General features: G+C 69.7%; 19 protein-coding genes. 5 read left to right on the plus strand and 14 right to left on the minus strand.

Features of this window, described 5'->3' with window-relative positions:
* Positions 1–26: 26 nt before the first annotated feature.
* Positions 27–1,523: a polysaccharide biosynthesis tyrosine autokinase gene (locus tag FNH13_RS00500; RefSeq protein ID WP_165699955.1), complete on the plus strand. Its 1,497-nt coding sequence runs from the start codon at positions 27–29 to the stop codon at positions 1,521–1,523.
* Here the strand turns inward: FNH13_RS00500 and FNH13_RS00505 are convergent.
* Positions 1,498–1,881 carry a cupin domain-containing protein gene (locus FNH13_RS00505; RefSeq protein ID WP_143781646.1) on the minus strand — a complete coding sequence of 128 codons (384 nt, stop codon included), beginning with the start codon at positions 1,879–1,881 and terminating at the stop codon, positions 1,498–1,500. The two genes, FNH13_RS00500 and FNH13_RS00505, sit on opposite strands and share 26 nt — an antisense overlap.
* On the minus strand, positions 1,878–2,486 hold the full coding sequence (locus FNH13_RS00510; protein WP_143781647.1) for a biotin transporter BioY: 609 nt from the start codon (positions 2,484–2,486) through the stop codon (positions 1,878–1,880). The genes FNH13_RS00505 and FNH13_RS00510 overlap by 4 nt, the downstream gene beginning before the upstream one ends.
* A 305-nt stretch (positions 2,487–2,791) precedes the next feature.
* Between FNH13_RS00510 and FNH13_RS00515 the strand changes: the two genes are divergently transcribed.
* Positions 2,792–3,598: a PfkB family carbohydrate kinase gene (locus FNH13_RS00515; RefSeq protein WP_143781648.1), complete on the plus strand. Its 807-nt coding sequence runs from the start codon at positions 2,792–2,794 to the stop codon at positions 3,596–3,598.
* A gap of 63 nt (positions 3,599–3,661) precedes the next feature.
* Positions 3,662–4,591: an EamA family transporter gene (locus FNH13_RS00520; RefSeq protein ID WP_228266509.1), complete on the plus strand. Its 930-nt coding sequence runs from the start codon at positions 3,662–3,664 to the stop codon at positions 4,589–4,591.
* 9 nt (positions 4,592–4,600) lie between these two features.
* Here FNH13_RS00520 and mgrA read toward each other — a convergent pair whose 3' ends face one another.
* Together mgrA and FNH13_RS00530 are read right to left on the minus strand one after the other, a co-directional pair.
* A complete protein-coding gene (gene mgrA, locus FNH13_RS00525; protein WP_143781649.1) occupies positions 4,601–5,632 on the minus strand; it encodes an L-glyceraldehyde 3-phosphate reductase in 1,032 nt (343 codons plus the stop codon).
* Between the two features lie 153 nt (positions 5,633–5,785).
* A complete protein-coding gene (locus FNH13_RS00530; RefSeq protein WP_143781650.1) occupies positions 5,786–7,600 on the minus strand; it encodes an alpha-amylase family glycosyl hydrolase in 1,815 nt (604 codons plus the stop codon).
* 101 nt (positions 7,601–7,701) lie between these two features.
* Between FNH13_RS00530 and FNH13_RS00535 the strand changes: the two genes are divergently transcribed.
* Entirely contained in the window at positions 7,702–9,159 is a 1,458-nt protein-coding gene (locus FNH13_RS00535; protein WP_143781651.1) for an amino acid permease, read from the plus strand.
* Positions 9,156–10,034, plus strand: a complete 879-nt coding sequence (locus FNH13_RS00540; RefSeq protein ID WP_143781652.1) for a universal stress protein — start codon at positions 9,156–9,158, stop codon at positions 10,032–10,034. The genes FNH13_RS00535 and FNH13_RS00540 overlap by 4 nt, the downstream gene beginning before the upstream one ends.
* Positions 10,035–10,134: 100 nt before the next feature.
* Here the strand turns inward: FNH13_RS00540 and FNH13_RS00545 are convergent, their stop codons facing one another.
* The 10 genes from FNH13_RS00545 to FNH13_RS00590 form a co-directional block, all read right to left on the minus strand.
* Positions 10,135–11,304 (minus strand): hypothetical protein, encoded by a 1,170-nt coding sequence (locus FNH13_RS00545; RefSeq protein ID WP_143781653.1) that lies wholly within the window; start codon positions 11,302–11,304, stop codon positions 10,135–10,137.
* Positions 11,301–11,843 (minus strand): SigE family RNA polymerase sigma factor, encoded by a 543-nt coding sequence (locus tag FNH13_RS00550; protein ID WP_143781654.1) that lies wholly within the window; start codon positions 11,841–11,843, stop codon positions 11,301–11,303. The genes FNH13_RS00545 and FNH13_RS00550 overlap by 4 nt, the downstream gene beginning before the upstream one ends.
* 74 nt (positions 11,844–11,917) lie before the next feature.
* Entirely contained in the window at positions 11,918–13,012 is a 1,095-nt protein-coding gene (locus FNH13_RS19380; protein WP_228266510.1) for a GNAT family N-acetyltransferase, read from the minus strand.
* Between the two features lie 11 nt (positions 13,013–13,023).
* A complete protein-coding gene (locus FNH13_RS00560; protein ID WP_143781655.1) occupies positions 13,024–13,329 on the minus strand; it encodes an MTH1187 family thiamine-binding protein in 306 nt (101 codons plus the stop codon).
* A complete protein-coding gene (locus FNH13_RS00565; protein ID WP_143781656.1) occupies positions 13,326–14,615 on the minus strand; it encodes an MFS transporter in 1,290 nt (429 codons plus the stop codon). Before FNH13_RS00565 ends, FNH13_RS00560 begins: the two co-directional genes overlap by 4 nt.
* A 140-nt stretch (positions 14,616–14,755) precedes the next feature.
* The gene (locus tag FNH13_RS00570; RefSeq protein WP_143781657.1) at positions 14,756–15,376 is read right to left on the minus strand and encodes a hypothetical protein; all 621 of its coding nucleotides are present in this window, start codon (positions 15,374–15,376) and stop codon (positions 14,756–14,758) included.
* An 80-nt stretch (positions 15,377–15,456) separates the two neighbouring features.
* Positions 15,457–16,122: a response regulator transcription factor gene (locus tag FNH13_RS00575; protein WP_143781658.1), complete on the minus strand. Its 666-nt coding sequence runs from the start codon at positions 16,120–16,122 to the stop codon at positions 15,457–15,459.
* Positions 16,123–16,132: 10 nt separating this feature from the next.
* Positions 16,133–17,605 (minus strand): sensor histidine kinase, encoded by a 1,473-nt coding sequence (locus tag FNH13_RS00580; protein WP_143781659.1) that lies wholly within the window; start codon positions 17,603–17,605, stop codon positions 16,133–16,135.
* Positions 17,606–17,644: 39 nt separating this feature from the next.
* Positions 17,645–18,655 (minus strand): 1-aminocyclopropane-1-carboxylate deaminase, encoded by a 1,011-nt coding sequence (locus FNH13_RS00585; RefSeq protein ID WP_143781660.1) that lies wholly within the window; start codon positions 18,653–18,655, stop codon positions 17,645–17,647.
* Positions 18,656–18,735: 80 nt separating this feature from the next.
* The gene (locus FNH13_RS00590; RefSeq protein ID WP_143781661.1) at positions 18,736–19,434 is read right to left on the minus strand and encodes a GntR family transcriptional regulator; all 699 of its coding nucleotides are present in this window, start codon (positions 19,432–19,434) and stop codon (positions 18,736–18,738) included.
* Between the last annotated feature and the right edge of the window lie 181 nt (positions 19,435–19,615).

Consider the following 19,615-nt stretch of genomic DNA (forward strand, 5'->3'; position numbering starts at 1 on the left):
ACACCTGGGAGACCGGGAGGCGGCACGTGGAACTGCACGACTATCTGCGAGCCCTTCGCCGACGCTGGCGCTGGGTCGCGCTTCTGCTTGTCCTGTGCGTCGGCGGCTCGGTCCTCGCCACCAGCCTGAGCACCCCCATCTATCGCGCGACGGCGCAGCTGTTCATCTCGACGACGGTGCACGACAACGTGACCGACCTCGCCCAGGGCAACTCGTTCACCCTGCGCCAGGTGACCACCTATGCCGACATGGTGACCGCGCCCGTCGTGCTGGAGCCGGTCATCGCCGAGCTCGGCCTGGACGAATCCCCCGAGCAGCTGGCATCCCGGGTCAGCACCGCGGTCCCCAAGGAGACCGTGCTGATCGACATCCATGTCAGCGGCGAGGACCCCGCGGAGAGCGCCGCGATCGCCAACGCCGTGGCCGAGCAGTTCACCGTCACCGTGGCGGAGCTGGAGCGGACCGGCGAGAGCGGACCGAGCCCGGTGAAGGCCTCAGTGATCCGACCGGCCCGGGAAGCAATCAGCCCGGTGTCGCCCAATCCACTCCGCAACCTTGCCCTCGGGCTGAGTCTGGGCCTGATGCTCGGGGTCGCGGCGGCTGTGGCCCGCGAAGCGCTCGACACGCGGGTCACCGGCGCCACCGATGTGCTGCAGGTGACTGACCGACCGGTCATCGGTGGCATCGCCTTCGACCGGGACGCGGCGCGCGTACCGCTGCGGGTCGATGGGGACAACTACAGTCCACGCGCCGAGGCGTTCCGTGCAGCGCGGACCAACCTGCAGTTCATCAATGCCGCCGAACGTCCCCGCCTGCTGCTGTGCACCTCCTCCCTGCCGGAAGAGGGAAAGTCCACGACGGTGGCCAACTTGGCCCTCACCCTGGCCGCCTCCGGTGCCACCGTGTGTGCTGTCGAGGCCGACCTGCGCCGCCCTGGGCTGCTCACCTACCTCAGGATGGAGGGTGGTGCGGGCCTGACCTCGGTGTTGATCGGAGCAGCCACCCTCGACGACATGCTGCAGCCCTACGGCAAGCACCTGACGGTCCTCGGGGCCGGTCCCATCCCGCCCAACCCCAGCGAGCTGCTCGGATCTCCCGGGATGGCCGCCCTGCTGGACGAGCTGCGCGAGCGTTTCGAGTATGTGCTGATCGACGCGCCGCCGCTCCTGCCCGTCACCGATGCCGCCGTGCTGTCGAAGATGGTGGACGGCACCATCGTGGTCGTCGGCGCAGGGGTGGTGCGACGCAACCAGCTCGCGCAGGCCCTGGCCACCCTGGAGGGGGTGGGCGCCCATGTGCTCGGGGTGTTGCTGAACCGGTTGCCGGCGAGCGGGCTCGACACCTATAGCTACTACCACCAGGAGTATGCGCACCCGGCCGAGAAGCCACCGCCCCCGCGGCGTCACGCGAAGCGCGAGAGGCCGTCCAGCCGTCGGACCCGCGCCACCCGACCCTCAGACGACGCCGACACACCAACTGTCGGGACCGAGGAGGTCCCTAGCCCTCACCCCGGCAGATCGTGAGCAGACACACGGCATCGGTGACAGCGTCCACGTGATGGCGCACCGGGGGGATCGGCAGCAGGCTGCCCTTTGCCAGCCTCCAACGCTCCTCACCGGCGACCAGCACGACCTGGCCGCGCAACACCTGGAGCGTGGCGGCCGGTGGCGAGTCGTGCTCGGGTAGTTGGGCTCCGGCCCGGAGGGCGAAGAGCACCGCCTGCTGCAGCGGACCCTGGATGATCGCCTTGGTGCGCAACCCGTTGGGCCGTTCTGTGGCCTCCTGCAGCAGCTGGTCGGTCAGCAGCGCGAGATCGGCCGGCTGGGCCCGCTGAGGCTCGGCGAAGTGCAGGCCGGTGATCCGCGGCGGCTCCGGCGTCACCGCAGGTCGCCACCCTTGGCTTCGTCGAGGCGTCGCACGGACTGCCAGATCGCCGGGATCAGGGCCGCGGCGACGAGCGCCTTGACGATGCCGCCCGGGATGAAGGGCACCAGGCCCCACTGCAGGGTCTGCACGAGGTCGGCGCCGGTGACGACGGCCAACCAGGGAAGTCCGATGAGGAAGACGACTCCAGAACCGGCGAGGAAGGTCACCGCAGCATGCAGGAACTTGCGGTCCCACTGACGCTGGGCAAGCCAGCCGGTCAGCGCTGCCGCCAGGATGAAGCCGACGATGTAGCCGCCGCTGGAGCCCAGCAGCCAGGCGATGCCGTGCCCGGAGTCGGAGAACCACGGGACACCGGCCACCCCGACCAGGGCATAGACCAGCATGGACAACGCGCCACGGCTGGCACCCAGCGTGGAACCGACCAGCAGCACCGCCAGGGTCTGGCCGGTGATCGGGACCGGCCAGAGCGGGATGGCCACCTGAGCCAGCAGACCGGTCAGTGCCGCACCGCCGACGACGAGCGAGATGTCGGTGACGAGACCGCGAGGAACGACGTGGTCGGCGAGCGTGGGACGGCCGACAGCGAGCGAGAGGGTCATGCGGCCGATGGTAGACCCCCGGGGGCGCACCCTCTTGGTTGTGTCCTCCGGCAGCCGCACACCGGAGGAGCACCGTGGGCGAAGAGATCGGCTTCGGGCACGCCACCTCGGACCTGGGCACCGGGAGTCCCTGGACTTGAGCACGGGGAGTCCTCGGACCTGAGCACCGGGAGTCCCTGGACCTGAGCACGGGGAGTCCTCGGACCTGAGCACGGGGAGTCCTCGGACCTGAGCACGGGGAGTCCTCGGACCTGCGACGATGACCCGATCACGCACTGCCGCGGGGGCAGTGGCACCATCAGAGGATGACTTCCGCTCCGCTCGCCCTGACCATCGCCGGCTCCGAGGCCACCGGCGGCGCCGGGGCCCAGGCCGATCTGCGCACCTTCCAGGCCCACGACGTCTTCGGCGTGGTCACCCTGACCTGCATCGTCTCCTTCGACCCCAAGGCTGACTGGGGTCACCGCTTCGTGCCCGTCGAGGCGTCGGTGATCACCGATCAGCTGGAGGCCATCACGGCGGCCTACGACCAGGACCAGCTCTCGGTGACCAAGATCGGCATGTTGGGCACCCCGACCACGATCGCGACGGTCGCCGAGGCGCTGCAGCGACGGCCGTTCGCCCAGGTCGTGCTCGACCCGGTGCTGATCTGCAAGGGGCAGGAGCCCGGTGCGGCGCTCGACACGGACACCGCGCTGAAGGCCCAGATCCTCCCGCTGGCCACCTTTGTCACGCCCAACCACTTTGAGGCCGAGGCCCTCTCCGGGATGCAGATCCGCACGGTCGACGACCTCACCGAGGCAGCGCGCCGCATCCATGAGTTGTCGGGGGCCGCGGTCCTCGCCAAGGGCGGGGTGCACCTGCCCGGTCCGGATGCGGTGGACGTCTTCGTCGACGCGGACACCACGGAGGTGCTCTCCGCGCCCAAGGTCGGCGACGTTGCCGTGGCCGGAGCCGGCTGCACCCTGGCTGCTGCGGTCGCCGCGCGCCTGGCGCTGGGAGACTCCCCGCTGGAGGCGGCCCGTGCCGCGAAGGTCTTCGTGACCTCCGGCATACACTCGCGTCTGCAGTCCGCCGCGCCCTTTGACGTGGTCCGCCAGCAGACCGTCTGAGGACCGGCTGCGCTTCCAGGGACAGGACACAGGAGATCTCGATGACCGCGCACGGCGGGGCCGGTGAGCACCCACACCAGCGCTGACGCCCGGGCTGCGGCTCGCAGCGGCGCCCTGATGGCGCTGGCGTCGATGTTCTGCGTGCAGCTGGGTGTCGTGGCCGCCTTCTCGGTCTTCGACCAGATCGGCCCGGACGGGGCCGCCTGGCTGCGGCTGTCCTGGGCTGGACTGATCTTCCTGGTGCTGGTGCGCCCGCGGCCGAGGCAGCTCGCTCGCCGGGACCTGCTCGCCTGCCTGGCCCTCGGCGTGGTGACGGCCTTCATCACGATCCTGTTCATGTATGCCGTTGAGCGGATCCCCGTCGGCACGGCGAGTGCGCTGGAGTTTCTGGGCCCCCTCGGAGTGGCTGTCCTGCGCAGCCGCAACCGGCGCGCCGCGCTCTGGCCCGTGCTGGCGTTGATCGGGGTGCTCATGCTCACCGAGCCGTGGCGCAGCACCGTCGACCCGATCGGTGTCGCCTATGCCCTGGGAGCGGCGGCATGCTGGGCGATGTACATCCTGCTCACCCAGCGCGTCGGCGACGCGGTGTCCGGCATGCAGGGCCTGGCGATCTCCATGCCGGTTGCCGCCGTGGTGGCGACCGCGGTGCTCGGTGGCTCAGTTATCCCCGACCTGACCTGGCAGCACGCCCTGATCGGGCTGGGGCTGGCGATCCTGCTGCCGGTCATCCCCTTCGCGCTGGAGATGATGGCGCTGCGCCGGATGACAACGGCCTCGTTCGGCACGCTGATGGCCCTGGAGCCCGCCATGGCGCTCCTGCTCGGTCTCGTGATCCTCAGTCAGCAGCCGGGGGTCCTGCCGGTCATCGGCATCCTCTTTGTCGTGGCGGCCGGCATCGGGGCCGAGCGCACCGGCGCCCGAGACGAGGACCGCGCCCCGCCGGATCCCGACGGCGAGCACCGGGACACCGATCCGGGGTATGTGGTGCCCTGACGCAGCAGCTCAGGACCCCTCGCGGGCCTGCTGCCACAGGTCGATCCCGGCGTCGACGGCATACTGCTCGATCTGCGCGAGCTCCTCGTCGCTGAACTCGAGGTTCTTGACCGCGGCGACGTTCTGCTCCAGCTGCTCCACGCTGCTGGCGCCGACCAGCACGGAGGTCATCCGGGCATCCCGCAGCACCCAGGCCAGAGCCATCTGGGCCAGGCTCTGCCCGCGGCCGGCCGCCAGCTCGTGCAGCGAGCGCACGTGCGCGAGCGACTGCTCGGTGAGCATCTCCGCAGACAGCGACTTGCTCTGGCTGGCTCGGGAGCCCTCCGGGATCCCGTGCAGATAGCGGTCGGTCAGCATCCCCTGGGCCAGCGGTGAGAAGGCGATGCACCCGGCGCCGACCTCCTCGAGGGTGTCCAGCAGCTGCTCCTGCTCGATCCACCGGTTGAGCATCGAGTAGGACGGCTGGTGGATCAGCAGCGGGGTGCCGAGGTCGGCCAGCAGGCCGGCGGCCTCCCGGGTCGCCGCAGCGGAGTAGGAGGAGATCCCGACATACAGCGCCTTGCCGGAGCGGACGATCGCGTCCAGCGCGCCCATCGTCTCCTCCAGCGGCGTCGAGAGGTCCGGTCGGTGGTGATAGTAGATATCGACGTAGTCCAGCCCCATGCGTCGCAGCGACTGGTCGAGGCTGGCGATGAGGTACTTGCGCGAGCCCCCGATCTGACCGTAGGGGCCCGGCCACATGTCCCACCCGGCCTTGCTGGAGATGACCAGTTCATCGCGCAGACCGGCAAACGAGCGCTGCAGGTGACGGCCGAAGTTCTCCTCCGCGGCGCCGTAGGGCGGGCCGTAGTTGTTGGCCAGGTCAAAGTGGGTGACACCGAGGTCGAACGCCCGGCGCAGCACCTGCTCCTGCCGCTCGAAGGCGACGTCGTCGCCGAAGTTGTGCCACAGGCCCAGCGAGACCGCTGGCAGGTCCAGGCCGGAGCGTCCGGTGCGGCGGTAGGTCATCGAGTCATAGCGCGAGGGGTCCGGGGCGTGCATGTCCCTATCTTGCCCCTCCAACTCCTGCTGCGTTCCGAACCTCCCGAAAATGGTGCGTGGCCGCCCCGACGAAACCCCTCTCAAAAGGTGTTGGGCACCGACGAAACCTCTCGGAAAATAGGTGAGGCGCCGACCAAACCTCTCTCACAGTGGTCAGGGTTCGAGCGAGAGGACCACGGCGCTGTAGGCGCCGACCGCCAGGGTCGCGCTCTGGGCGCAGTCGTCGGCTGGCTCCGGGTCCGTGACCACGTCGAAGACGGGGTGGTCCCCGAACGCCGGGTCGTAGAGCGTCGAGTCGCCGTTGAACCGGACAGCCCAGCGGCCGGCCCGCGGCATGCCGACGCGGTAGTCGGTCACAGGTGAAGCGGAGAAGTTCAGCGCGACGAGGGTGTCGTCGTGCGGACCACCCTGCCCCCACCGGTGCAGGATGATCAGTCCGCGCCCCTGGTCGACCCGAATGACATTGGCGTTTGGGCCACGCAGGCCCGCAGTCGTGCCCTGCCGGTTGCGGCGCAGCGCGATCAGGTGGCGGTGCATCGCCACGATGCCGGAGTGGTCGCGCACGTCACGCCAGTCCAGCGGCACGGAGTCATCGAAGTAGCGGTCGGCCAGCATCTCCTGGCCCTGGAAGAACATCGGCATGCCGGGCGCGAAGAAGACCGCCGCAGACCCGAGCGTCGCCCGCTTCTTTGCGGCGAGACTGTCTGCCGCACCGGGTGAGATCGCCTCCGGCACCCGCGTCTTGCCGTTGGCCACCTCGTCGTGCGACTCGGTGTAGATCACCCGGGAGCCAGCCGCGCCGCGACCTGTGCCGAGGATGCCCTGAGCCACCTCGCTCATGTCCCGGCCGGAGTCGTCGAGCTCGGTGAGCGCACGCCGCACCACGTGGACGAAACCGGCGTCCCACTGGGCGTGGAAACCCAGACCTCCCTGCTCAACCGGCATGGTGACCGTGGGGTCGTTCTGCAGGTCCTCGGCGATCAGTAGCTTCCACGGCTGGTCGCTCGACAGCGCCGAGTTCAGGGACTGGAGGTATTCGGTGGCATCCGGGAGCATCGACCCGGCGTCCTGGACTGTCCCGTGCACGGACCGAATGTAGGCGGTGGCATCAAAGCGCAGTCCGTCGCAGCGGAACTCGCGCAGCCAGAGCTTGGCGCTGTCGAACAGGAACTGGCGCACCGCCGCGCGCCCGAAGTCCGGCCGGGTCGCACCCCACGGGGTCTCGGCCCGCCAGTCGTTGTAGAAGTAGATCCCGCCGCCGTCATTCTCGTGCCACCCGTCAAAGCGCCACAGGTCCAGGTCCGAGGGCCCGATGTGGTTGTGCACGACGTCGACGATGACTGCGATCCCGTGCTCGTGAGCGGCCTTGATGAAGCGTTTGAAGGCGTCCGGTCCGCCGTAGGAGGACTCGACGGCAAACATGTGCGCCGGGTTGTAGCCCCAGCTGATGTCCCCGGCATACTCTGCCGGAGGCATCACCTGCACCACCGAGATGCCCAGCTCGCGCAGGTAGGGCAGTCGCTCGGCGGCCCGGTCGAAGGTGCCCCGGTGCTCCTGGTCCGCGGCGAAGGTGCCGACGTGCATCTCGTAGATCACCACGTCGTCCCAGTGCGGCATCTGGAAGTCGTCGTCCCCCCAGTCGAAGGCGTGCGGGTCGTAAACCACCGAGTTGCCGACCGAGTTGGTCATGACGCGCGCATAGGGGTCCGCCCGCCAGACGTCCTCACCGCCTCCGGTAGTCACCTTGAACTGATACTCGGCCCCGGCGCTGACCCCCGGGACGTGGACCGACCAGGTGCCCGCGGACCCGTCACCGTCGGGGCTCAGCTGTGCGGGGTCCTTCCACTCGTCGTAGGAGCCGACGGCCGCGACGCCGCGGGCGTTCGGCGCCCAGACGCGGAAGGTCACGCCGTCGTCGTGCAGGGTCGCACCCATGCCGGGGTGAGGGGACGGAGCAGTGTGTGCCATGGGTCCCAACCTAGGTGCAGAAAGTTCCAGGTGCGATACGGACTCGACAGGTCTACCTTGTGCGAGGAGGGCCATATCACCTCGGGAAAAGGAGTGGGCCGATGAGCGTCAGCCTCTGGGAGCAGATGAGTCGGCGCAAGCCGCTGGCGCGGGTCACCTCGGGGAGCAGCGACGAGCACCTGGAGCGCAAGCTCGGCACCTTTACGCTGATGCTCTTTGGCGTCGGCGCCACCGTCGGCACAGGCATCTTCTTCGTCATGCAGGAGGCCACCCCCGACGCGGGACCGGCTGTCGTGGTGGCCTTCATCGTCGCCGGCCTGGCCGCCGGGCTGTCCGCGCTCTGTTATGCCGAGCTGGCCAGTGCGATCCCGGTCAGCGGCTCGACCTACTCCTACGCCTATCACTCGATGGGTGAGCTGGTCGCCATGATCATCGCCGCCTGCGTGCTGCTGGAGTATGGCGTGGCGGCCTCCGCGGTCGCGGTCGGCTGGAGCGGCTACTTCAACGAGCTCACCAGCAGCCTGTTCGGCTGGCAGCTGCCCGACGCCCTGTCGTTCTCGCCCATCCCGTTCGAGGACAACGCCACCGGTCTGATCAACCTGCCGGCCGTGGTGCTGGTCTTCCTGTGCATGCTGCTGCTGATCCGGGGAGTGACCGAGTCGGCACGGGCCAACACGATCATGGTGCTCATCAAGCTCGGGGTCCTGCTGATGTTCGTCATCATCGCCTTCACCGCCTTCGAGGCCGACCGGTTCGACAACTTCTGGGCCGCGGGGCCGGCCGGCGTGAGCGCGGCGGCCGCGACGATCTTCTTCTCCTTCATCGGACTGGACGCCGTCTCCACCGCCGGTGAGGAGGTGCGCAACCCCCAGAAGGCGCTGCCGCAGGCGATCATGGGTGCGCTGGTGATCGTGGTCACCGTCTATGTCCTGGTCGCCATCTCCAGCGTCGGCGCCCAACCGTTGGAGGACTTCTCCGACCCGGAGCAACAGTCCGCCGGCCTGTCGGTGATCCTGGGCAACATCACCGGCAACTCCACGGCCGGGACGATCCTGGCCGCCGGTGCCGTCATCTCGATCTTCTCGGTCACCCTGGTGACGCTCTATGGCCAGACCCGCATCCTGTTTGCCATGGGGCGCGACCGGATGCTGCCGCACAAGTTTGCCCACGTCAATCCGCGCACCCTGACCCCCAACTTCAACACCGTCGTCGTGGCACTCGTGGTGTCCCTCATCGCCGGGTTCGTCCCGGCCGACTACCTGTGGGACACCGTCTCGATCGGGACGCTGGGAGCCTTCATCACGGTGGCGATCGGCGTCCTGGTGCTGCGGCGCACCAACCCCGATCTGGAGCGGCCGTTCAAGGTGCCGGGCTATCCGGTCACCCCCATCCTGACCGTCATCCTGTGCATCTATGTTCTGTCCGGCCTGCGCCTGTTCACCTGGGTCGTCTTCCTCACCTGGCTGGCCATCGTGCTCGCCTTCTACTTCCTGTGGGGTCGACGAAACTCGCGGTTGAACCCGGGCCAGGCCCCGGTCGAGACGGCGGACGTGCCATGACCGTCCTGGTCGGACTCGGCCCCCTGGACGACCACTCCACCATCGAGTTCGCGGCGACGCTGGCCCGGTCCGACGGGCAGGACCTGTCCGTGGTCTCCGTGGTCCCCGCACCCTGGCCCACCCCGATCTCCGGTGGGGTCGACGGGGAGTATGCCGAGTGGGCCAGCACGCAGGGAGCCGCCGCGGCCGCGCGGGCCAAGGAGTTCACGGACGAGCACTGTCAGGGGATCGAGGTCAGCACCTCGTGGGTGCGTGGCCGGTCCGCCCCGTCCGCGCTGCGCCGCGAGGCCGCGCGCATCAGTGCTGATCTCATCGTCCTGGGCTCGTCCAGGACGCGTGGTCGCATCGCGCTGGGCTCCACCGCCGACGCCTTGTTGCACTCCTCCCCGATCCCGGTGGCCATCAGCACGCACGGATATGCGGCCCCACGGAACGGGGTGATCGCGAGGGCAACGGTGGCCTTCCGGGGTGATCCGCCCTCTCACCGAGCACTGCACCGCACCGCCGAGGTGTGCCAGCGGGCGGGAGCCTCGCTGCGCGTGGTGACCTTCTCGGTCACCAGTCAGGGCATGTTCACCGCTGGTGTAGGTCGCAGCGAGCGCCTGGTCACTGACCAGTGGGAGGAGTCCGTGACGCAGGAGCAGACGCGCGCCGTCGAGTCCCTGGCAGACCTCGGCATCGACCCGGCGCAGGTCGAGCAGGCCGTCGCCCGGGGCGCCGACTGGTCCAAGGCGCTGCACCGGGTGTCCTGGCACGACGACGAGATCCTGGTGGTCGGGTCCTCCCGCGAGGGTCGGCTGACCCGGCTCTTCCTCGGACCGACCGGCACTCGGATCGTGCGCGCCTCACCGGTGCCGGCGGTCGTCGTCCGCTAGAAACAATTTTGGTAGTGGTTTCGTCGGCGCACCCCGCATTTTGGTAGTGGTTTCGTAGGCGCACCCCGCATTTTGGTAGTGGTTTCGTAGGCCCTGGGCGCTAGCCCGTCACCCGCATGAAGCGGGCGTCCCAGGCCTCACCGGGGCGCGGCGCTCGGTCCGGATCCGGCGTGATGTTCTCCAGTTCGGCATACAACTGGTAGGCGAGATCACCCGCGGGGGACTCGATCTCGGTCACGCTCCCGAGCAGGCTGTCGAGATACTGCTCGCCGTCGTCATAGGTGTCCACCAGCGCGAGCACGTACTCGTGACCGACCTCGAGACGGGTGTCAGACTCCAGGACAGCCGGTTGCCCGTCGCTCCACCCCGGTGAGACCTCGAGGGTGATGACCTCATCCCACGAGACCGGTGTGATGGCCTCGGGGTGGGACCACATGACGTCCCGCACATAGAGGTCCACCTCTCGGGCCGTCTGGTCGGCGCCGAGGGAGCCCGGATAGCGCGGCTCCACCTCACGCTCGGCGAGCACCTCGACCCAGACCACGTGGGAGCCCCAGTCGGCGAACTCCTGCGGCGTGGTCGCGATGAGGTAGGGGTCGACCATGACCTCGACCGGCTCACCCCTCGGATGGGCCCACTGGATGTGGTCGTCGCAGGGCACCGGATAGTCGGTGTCCTGACAGGCCAGGTCGAAGAGATCACGCCGGCCGAGTGGTTCGTCCAGCACGACGTCGACCTCGACCTCGTCGTTGCCGGGACACGCATACTCGCCCGACGGCAGCGGCTCCACGTCGATCCGGACCAGGACCCGGTCGCTCTCAGCAGTCACGACCGGCTCCAGCACCTGGCCGGTCCTGCCTCCGGAGCACCCTGCCCGGGTGACGCCCACCCGGAGGGTCTGCGACTCCATGGTCAGACTGCCCGGATCGAGCAACCGCCAACTGGCGGGGTCACCGTCGGACGGTGCGGAGTCCGACGGGGGCGGAGTCCCGGTGAGCTCTGCCCCGTCGGTCGGCGAGGGCTCACCCTGCGTCGGCGACGACCCGGTCGGCACGGCCGGTGCCATGTCCTCATCCGGGGCCAGGCCGCCCGAGATCGCGAGAGCTCCGGCGACGGCTGTTGCCGCGAGCACCGCACCTCCCCCGGCAAACGCTGCCCGACGGCGGCGGCGCATCCCGACACCCCGAGCCCAGGCACCCTCAGCCAGATCGACTCGGGGGGTCTGACCCACCGCCTGGTCCAGCACCTCATGCAGGTTCTTGCGAGTCATGCGTGCTCACCTCCCTCGCCGGTCAGCACCGGCTCCAGCTCCGGCAGCAGCCGGCGCAGGTTGGCCAGGGCGCTGCTGGCCTGGCTCTTGACGGTCCCGCGGCTGATGCCGAGGATCTCGGCGATCTGCTCCTCCGGGAGGTCCTCGTAGTAGCGGAGCACCAGCACCGCCCGCTGACGGGGCGCGAGCTCCCCCAGGGCAGCGCGCACCTCGGCACCCTCCACCCACTCGGCGGCACGGTCCGGCCCACCCTGCCGGGTGACGAAGTCACCCTCGGGCGAGTTGACGTCATACGGCTGCTCGCGGCGCCACTTGCGCCAGTGGGAAATCGCGTCGCGATAGAGGATCCGGCGGGTGTAGGCCTCGGGGGACCCCTGGCGCACCTGGTCCCAGCGGCTGGCCAGCTTGGCGAGCGCGTCCTGCAGCAGGTCCTGGGCGAGGTGGTGGTTGCCGCACATCAGCACCGCAGCACGCAGCAGCGGGTCCTGACGGGCCCGGACGAAGTCCAGGAAGTCCTCATCGACCTGCACGCTGCTCACCCCCTCCGGCTGGGCCCATAGTGGTCTAACGGATGCGGGGTGGCCCCAGGTTGTGCCGGCGGGTCACGATCCGGTCACGTCTCGAGCTGGTCGCGGCTCCGGCTGGTCACGTCTCGAGCTGGTCGCGGCTCCGGCTGGTCTGGGCGCAGGCGCAGCAGCCCTGCTCGGGTCGGCACCAGCCCACAGCCCTGCTCGTAGAAGGCCGCGGCGGCCTCCTCGTAGTCGGCGTGCAGCCAGTGGCAGCCCCGCAGCGTCGCCTCGCGGGCCGCAGCCCGGACCAGTCCCCGCCCGATCCCGCGGCCCTGCTGGTCGGGGCGCACCATCGTGTCCAGCAGGAAGGCATGGGCGCCGCCGTCGCCGACGACGTTGACGAAGCCGACGAGGCTGCGGTCCTCGGGTGCCCGGGCCGTCACCCAGGTGAGGCTGTGCGCGGTGAGTCGCTCGTTCCAGGGGACGGCGGTGGGCGCGTGACCGAAGGCCGCGGCGTGCAGGCTGGTGAGCTCGGCGTCGGTGACGCTGCCCCACAGCTCCAGGTCGGCCGGGCGGCGCCGGTAGGTGTGCCACCTCTCGGTGATCTGATAGCCGACCGCCCGGTTCATGGCCAGGCTGGCGAGATTACTGTCCGCGCCGCCGGTGCCGAAGTGGGTCTCACCCTGCCCGGCGTGGGCCAGCACCGACGCAGCCTTGACTGCGCTGCCCAACCCGCGACCGCGGTGCTCGGGATGCACTGCGGTGAAGTCGGTCTCGACCCGGTCCTCGAGCCGGTGCGTCGTGGTCAGCGCGACCAGGGTCTCGCCCTGCCAGGCGCCCCAGACCTGGCCGCCCTGCAACAGGGCCGCGGCGGCGCTCTCGTCCAGGGGGTCGTGGCGGGTCGCCACCCCACCGGGATAGTCCGGGGCGGTCAGCCCGTCCAGGGCCAGCAGCTGCGGTATGTCGTCGGGCTGGGCCAGGCGCAGCACGTAACCGGCGCTGTCCACCCGGCCCACGAGCCGGCGCAGCCGGGCCAACGGCTCCGGGTCCGACGGGTCGAGCTCGAGGCGGGCGCCCCAGGAGGTGGCGACGCACTCCCACCCGTCCGCCTCCGCCTGCCGGACGCGCGGGTCGCCGAAGCGCAGCACGATCTCGAGCTCTCGGGAAGGTCCGTCGGGTGTTGCGTCGGGTGACGGCATACGAGCCCGGCTCAGTCCTGCTGAGCCAGGTGTGCCTCGACCCGCTCGACCTTGGCGGTGAGCTGACCGGTGTGGCCCGCCCGGATGTCGGCCTTGAGGACCAGTCCCACGCGGGGGGACTCGGCGGCGACGACATCGACCGCCTGCTTGACCACCGCCATCACCTCGTCCCACTCGCCCTCGATGTTGGTGAACATCGCGTTGGTCTCGCAGGGCAGTCCGGACGCGCGGATCACCTGGACGGCGCGGGCGACAGACTCGCTGACACCGCCGGTCTCGTCCCCGCCGGAGGGGCTGATGCTGATGGCAACGATCATGGCGCCATCCTGACAGAGCGGGCCGCACGGGTGGTGCCACGGTGCAGGAGCAGTGAGGCGCCCAGGAAGACCAGGCCGCCGAGGGAGAGGACCACCCCGACCCAGCTGGCCGCCGGATAGCCCCAGCCGGCGGCGATCACCAGGCCACCGAGCCAGGCGCCCAGGGCGTTGGCGATGTTGAGGGCGGCGTGGTTGCTGGCCGCGCCCAGAGTCTCAGCGTCACCGGCGACCTGCATGAAGCGCAGCTGCAGCACGACGACCAGGGCGGTGGCCATCACCGAGACCAGGAAGAGGTTGACCAGGGCGGGGATCGCCCATTGGGAGGTGAGGGTGAAGGTGGCCAGCACCGCTCCCACCCCGACCAGGCTCAGCACCAGGCCGCGCAGCACGGACCAGTCAGCCAGTCGGCCACCGATCAGGCTGCCGAAGACGCCACCGAGACCGTAGGCGAGCAGGAACCACGGGATCGCCGCCTCCCCGAGCCCGGTCACCTCGGTCACCGTGGGGGCGATGTAGGAATACATCGCAAACATGCCGCCGAAGCCGACCGAGGCGATGGCCAGGGTCAGCCACAGCTGCGGGTTGCACAGGGCCGCGAGCTCCTTGCGACCGCTCGCCTCCGGGTTGCCCGGCGCCGCCGGGACCCACCGGGCCACGAGGGCGATGGTGAGCACCGCGAGCCCCGCGACCAGCCAGTATGCCGACCGCCAGCCCAGTTGCTGACCGAGCCAGGTCGCGACCGGGACACCGATCATGTTGGCGATGGGGATGCCGAGCATCACGCGGCTGACTGCCCGGCCCTTCAGGTGCGCCGGGGCGCAGGCGGCGACGATGAGTGCCGAGGCACCGAAGAAGGCACCGTGCGGCAGGCCTGCCAGGAAGCGGGCCAGGACCAAGGCCTCATAGCTGGTGGCGATCGAGCTCGCGACGTTGCCGGCGGCGAAGAGGAGCATCAGGCCCAGAGCCAGACCGCGGCGCGGCAGCCGGGCCCCGAAGAAGGCCACCAGGGGCGCACCCACCACGACGCCGATGGCGTAGGCGGAGATCGTGTGTCCGGCGGTCGGGATGGAGACCCCGAGGCCATCGGCGATCTGCGGGAGCAGACCCATCGTCACGAACTCCGTGGTGCCGATGGCGAAGCCACCGACGACCAGGGCGGTGGTGATCAGGGCCAACCGGGGGCCACCGACTGACGGCGGATGACCGGGGAGCGCCTCTGCGTGCTGGGCCTGGGTCAGCGGGCCCACGCCGGAGGTGGCCGGTCGGGCAGGGTGGAGGGTCGTCATACGGGCTGCTCCGGTGGCGGGATGAGTCGGGAGGTGGTGCGACGGGCGCGGACCTCCCTGTCCAGCCCGTGTCAGGTCAAGCCGCGGGGTGCCCGAGCTATTCCTGCGCGTCGTCGCGTCGCTGACAGACAGGGTGGTGACTACCGGTCGTCATCGTCGTCATCGTCGTCGTCATCGTCGTCGCAGTCCCACTCGTCGTCATCCCACTCGCAGTCGTTGCCCGGGGCGACCGGGGGCGGGGAGACCTGCCTCGGCGGCTGCGGGGCGGGCTGTTGCGGCGCGGGCGGCTGCGGCGCGGGGGCGGGCTTGGCCGCGGCCTCCTGACGGGCCCTCTCCTCGGCGGCGGCGGCCTCCTGACGGGCCTGCTCCGCGGCAGCCTCCTCGGCCGCCTGCTGGGCAGCGGCCTCCTGGACCGCGGCCACCTCGGTCTCGGCCTTGCTGCGGGCGTCCTGGACAGCCCCGGCCAGCTGGTCCGAGTCGGAGAGCACTGACCGTGGCTGGTTCTGCCACACGTCGAAGACGGCCTGCAGGCCGACGAACGCGGCGGCGTGCTCGCTGGTCAGGCCCGGCACATCCTGCACCTGGGCCTCGAGGCTGCCCGCCTCCAACGCTCCACCGCCGGTGCTGCCTGGCTGCGTGCTGGTGGCGGCGGCCAGGTCGACTCCCGCAGCCTCGAGGTCGTTCGAGCCCTGGCTGAACCAGAGCCACGCGCTCAGCGCCGCGACGAGGGTGAGGGAGAGGAAAGATGCGAGCAACTTCATGGCCCAAGTCTCCCGCCGAAGTCTTTGATGCGGATGAGATGCCCATGAGAGAACTCTCATCTGCGGCGTGCCGCGCCGCGTCAGCCGTCGATGAGCCGGTATCCCACGCCGCGGACGGTGCCAAAGCGCTCGGCGCCGAGCTTGTTGCGCAGGTAGCGGATGTAGACGTCGACGACATTGGAGGCACCGTCGAAGTCGTATCCCCACACCCGGGACAGGAGCTGCTCACGGGAGAGGACCTGCCCGGGGTGCTCCAGGAACTCGCGGGCCATGGCGAACTCCCGGGGGGAGAGCTCGACGGCAGCGCCGTCGACCGTCGCGACCCGGGTCGTCAGGTCCAGGGAGAGACCTCCGTGGCTGAGGACGGTGGACTCCTGCACTCCCGGCCGGGGCCGCAGCCGGGTCCGCACCCGTGCCAGCAGCTCCTCGAACTTGAACGGCTTGGTCAGGTAGTCGTCGGCACCCCCCTCCAGTCCGGCGACCGTGTCGTCCACGGCGTCGCGGGCGGTCACCATGATGATCGGGATGTCGTGCTCCAGGGTCCGCAGCACCTTGAGCACCGTGAACCCGTCCATCTTGGGCATGCCGACGTCGAGGACAAGCAGGTCGTAGTCCCCGCTGGAGGCGTGTTCGAGCGCGCTGACTCCGTCGCCGACCACGTGCGTCTCGTAGCCCGCCGACCGCAGCCCCTTGGCGACGAAGAGCGCGATCCGCTCCTCGTCCTCGGCGATCAGGATGTTTGCCATGGGCCAAGCATCACATCTCCTCCGGAATCCAGATCCGGAAGGTGCTCCCGGCCCCGAGCATGGTGTCGAGCGTCACCGTGCCTCGGTGGGCCTCGGCGATCGCCACGACGATGGGCAGACCCAGTCCGGACCCGTCGACGGAGCGGTGCTTCTCGCTGCGACCGAACCGCTCGAAGATGCGCTCTGCTTCTTCGGGGGCGATGCCGGTCCCGTGGTCGCGGACCGAGATCACCAGATAGCGCTGAGCCTGGGCGGCCGCCTTGTGGGCCACCTCGCTCGTCGGGGGTGACCAACCGAGCCGCACCTCGATCCGGGCCGCCGCCTCGGAGAACTTCTCGGCATTGGCAGCCAGCTGGATCGCGGCCTGCTGCAGGCGTTGACGGTCACCCAGGACCGTGCCGGTGGCGTCGATGGTGGTCTGCCACTCGTGGTCACCGAGCAGGTGCACCTTGTCCTGGATCTCACGGCCGAGTTGCTGAATGTCCACCGGGGAGAGCCGCACAAAGTCAGGCCGTTGGGACTTCGCCAGCAGGAGCAGGTCGTCGACAAGGCGCTTCATCCGGTCCAGCTCGTCCAGCACCAGCTCGCGGGTCTGGTCCACGTCCTCGGCGTCGCCGACCTCCATGATCTCCAGGTTGCCCCGGATGATCGTCAGCGGTGTCCGCAGCTCGTGCGCCGCGTCATCGAGGAACTGCCGCTGGTCGGCCACCCCCTGTTCGAGCCGGTCGAGCATCTGGTTGAAGGTCACGGCCAGCTGGGCGACGTCATTGTCGACCGAGGTGACCTTGACCCGTTGGGTGAGTCCCTCCGTGTCCACGCTGGAGGCCGCCCGGGCGAGGTCGGTCAGCGGACGGAGCAACCGTCCGGCGACCACATAGCCGGTCGCGCCGGTCACCAGGATCACCCCGAGGGCGATCAGGGCATAGGTGCCCACCTGCTGCCAGATCGCCCGCCGTTGCACGCCGGCGTCGATCGCCACGATGAGGGTGCCCTCGCGGGTCTCGCCGGGCAGTGCAACGTCGGAGACGACCATCCGCAGGTCGCGATCGTCCAGCGCGAAGTCGAAGGTCAGGGCGCGGCCCGGCACCTTCCTGGCCTGCGCCTCGGCGACCACCCGCTCGTCGTTGAGGCTGAAGGCGATCTCCCCTCCCGGGATGAACGCCACCTCGCCGTCGATGAGCGTCACCATCGACTCATACTCGTTGGGCAGGGAGACCGACAGGTAGTCGTTGAACAGCTGGTCCAGGTCCTGGTAGGGCGCGTTCGTGTCGGGCGGTCCGTTGCTGGCGAGCTCCCGAACCTCGGTGATCTCCTGTGCCAGCTCGCTGTCGAGGCGCTGGTTGAGCTCGCTGAACTGCACCGTGAAAGCGACCAGGCCCGCCAGCATCAGGCCGATCGTCAGCATCGTCACCACCAGGGTGATCACCCGCACCCGGACCGACCACGGCCGACCGTGAGGAGACGGGAGAGCGCTGCTCGGCATGCGGGTCACTGTAGGGGAAGCCCGGCCCGCCAGAGCGGATCAGGTGGTGAACAGGGCGCTGTAGGCGTTGAGGGCCGGCTGACCACCGAGGTGCGCGTACAGGACGTGGGAGTCCTTGCCGATCTCACCCTGGGTCACCAGGTCGATCAGACCGGCCATCGACTTCCCCTCATAGACGGGGTCGATGATCACACCCTCGAGGGACCCGGTGAGGCGGATCGCGTCCAGGGTGGACTGGACCGGTATGCCGTAGACGTCACCCGCCCAGCCCTCCAGGACGGTGATCTCGTCCTCGCGCAGATCGCGACCCAGCCCGATCAGTTCAGCAGTGCTGCGGGCGATCCGCGCCACCTGCTCGCGCGTGGCGGCGAGGGTTGCGGAGGCATCGATGCCGATCACCCGACGGAGCCGGTCCTGGCCGGCGAACCCGGCGATCATCCCGGCATGGGTCGAGCCGGTCACCGTGCACACCACGATGGTGTCGAAGAAGACCCCCAGCTCCTGCTCCTGCTGGGCGACCTCCTGCGCCCAGTTGGCAAAGCCCAGTCCGCCGAGCGGGTGGTCGGAGGCCCCTGCGGGGATGCCGTAGGGCCGCCCACCTGCCGAGCGCACATCCTCCAGCGCCTGGTTCCAGCTGTCCTTGAAGCCGATGCCGAAGCCGGCCGGATCCAGCCGCACCTCGGCGCCCATGATGCGCGAGAGCAGGATATTGCCGACCCTGTCGTTGACGCTGTCCGGCCAGTCGACCCACTTCTCCTGCACCAGGACGGCCTTCAGGCCCAGGTGGGCGGCCAGCGCGGCGACCTGACGCGTGTGGTTGGACTGGTAACCACCGATAGAGACGATCGTGTCAGCCCCCTGCGCAAGGATGTCCGGCACGATGTACTCCAGCTTGCGGGTCTTGTTGCCGCCGAAGGCGAGACCACTGTTGACGTCCTCCCGCTTGGCCCAGATGCGCGCCCCACCGAGGTGCGTGCTGAGCCGGTCGAGCGGGTGGATCGGGCTGGGGCCGAAGGTCAGGGGATAACGCTCGAAGTCCTGCAGTGACATGGGTTCCTCCGTGGGGCGTGGCGCAGGTGACGCGTGGAATGGGGCGGGGTGGGGCGGGGAGCCCTGGGCGTGCTGAGTCGTCAGCTCCCAGGACGGTGGTTGGGCGTGGCTGGGGAGTCGGTCTCGAGGGCGTCCAGGAGGGGCTCGAGGGCGCACCACGTCTGGTGGGACACGGACGCGGCGGCTTCGGCGTCCCCCCGCTCGCAGTGCTGGACCATCTGCTCGTGCAGGCTCACGGACCCCCGACCTGCGAGCGAGCCGAAGCGCAGCCGCTCGACACGACGCAGCGTGGGGGTGAACTGCTCCAGGACGGTCATCACGGCCCGGTTGGCGGCCGCCCGGACAGGCACGTGGTGGAACTCGTCGTCGGCCGCAAGCGCAGCATCCACCTCCCCGCGCGACAGCGCGTCGGCAAAGCGTGCGTTGGCGTCTCGCATCTGGGTCAGGTCCGCAGCGGTGAGGCGGCCGACGGCCTCGCGGACGGCGACCTGGTGCATGGCTGCCACGACCGACTGTGCGTCGCGCACGGCTCTGGCGTCCAGCCCGGCCACCTCGGTCGAGCGTCCCGGACGTGCCACTACCAGACCTGCCTGCTGCAGCCGCAGCAGCGCCTCACGCACCGGCGTGCGGCTCACACCGAGCCAGGTGGCCAGTTCAAGGTCGCGCAGTTTCTCCCCGGGCTCGAACGTGCCGTCGACAATGGCGTCGCGCAACCGGCCGTAGACGTCGTCACGCAGCAGATTGCGAGCGACAGAGGCAGACGTTGCAGGGACCGGCATGCAATATATTGCAGCACGGAACGTCGAACCCGTCAAGACTGGAGTTGGACAGGGTCGATCCGGGGGTGGTGCTGCCTCAGGTGGACGAGGAGTCCGGCACCCAGCAGTAGCCGTCCTCGCACACGGCGGCGTCGGACGAGCCGAACGCCACCAACCCGCCCACGTTCGCACCGTCAGCAGG

The organism is Ornithinimicrobium ciconiae (assembly GCF_007197575.1).
Classification (GTDB): Bacteria; Actinomycetota; Actinomycetes; order Actinomycetales; family Dermatophilaceae; genus Ornithinicoccus; species Ornithinicoccus ciconiae.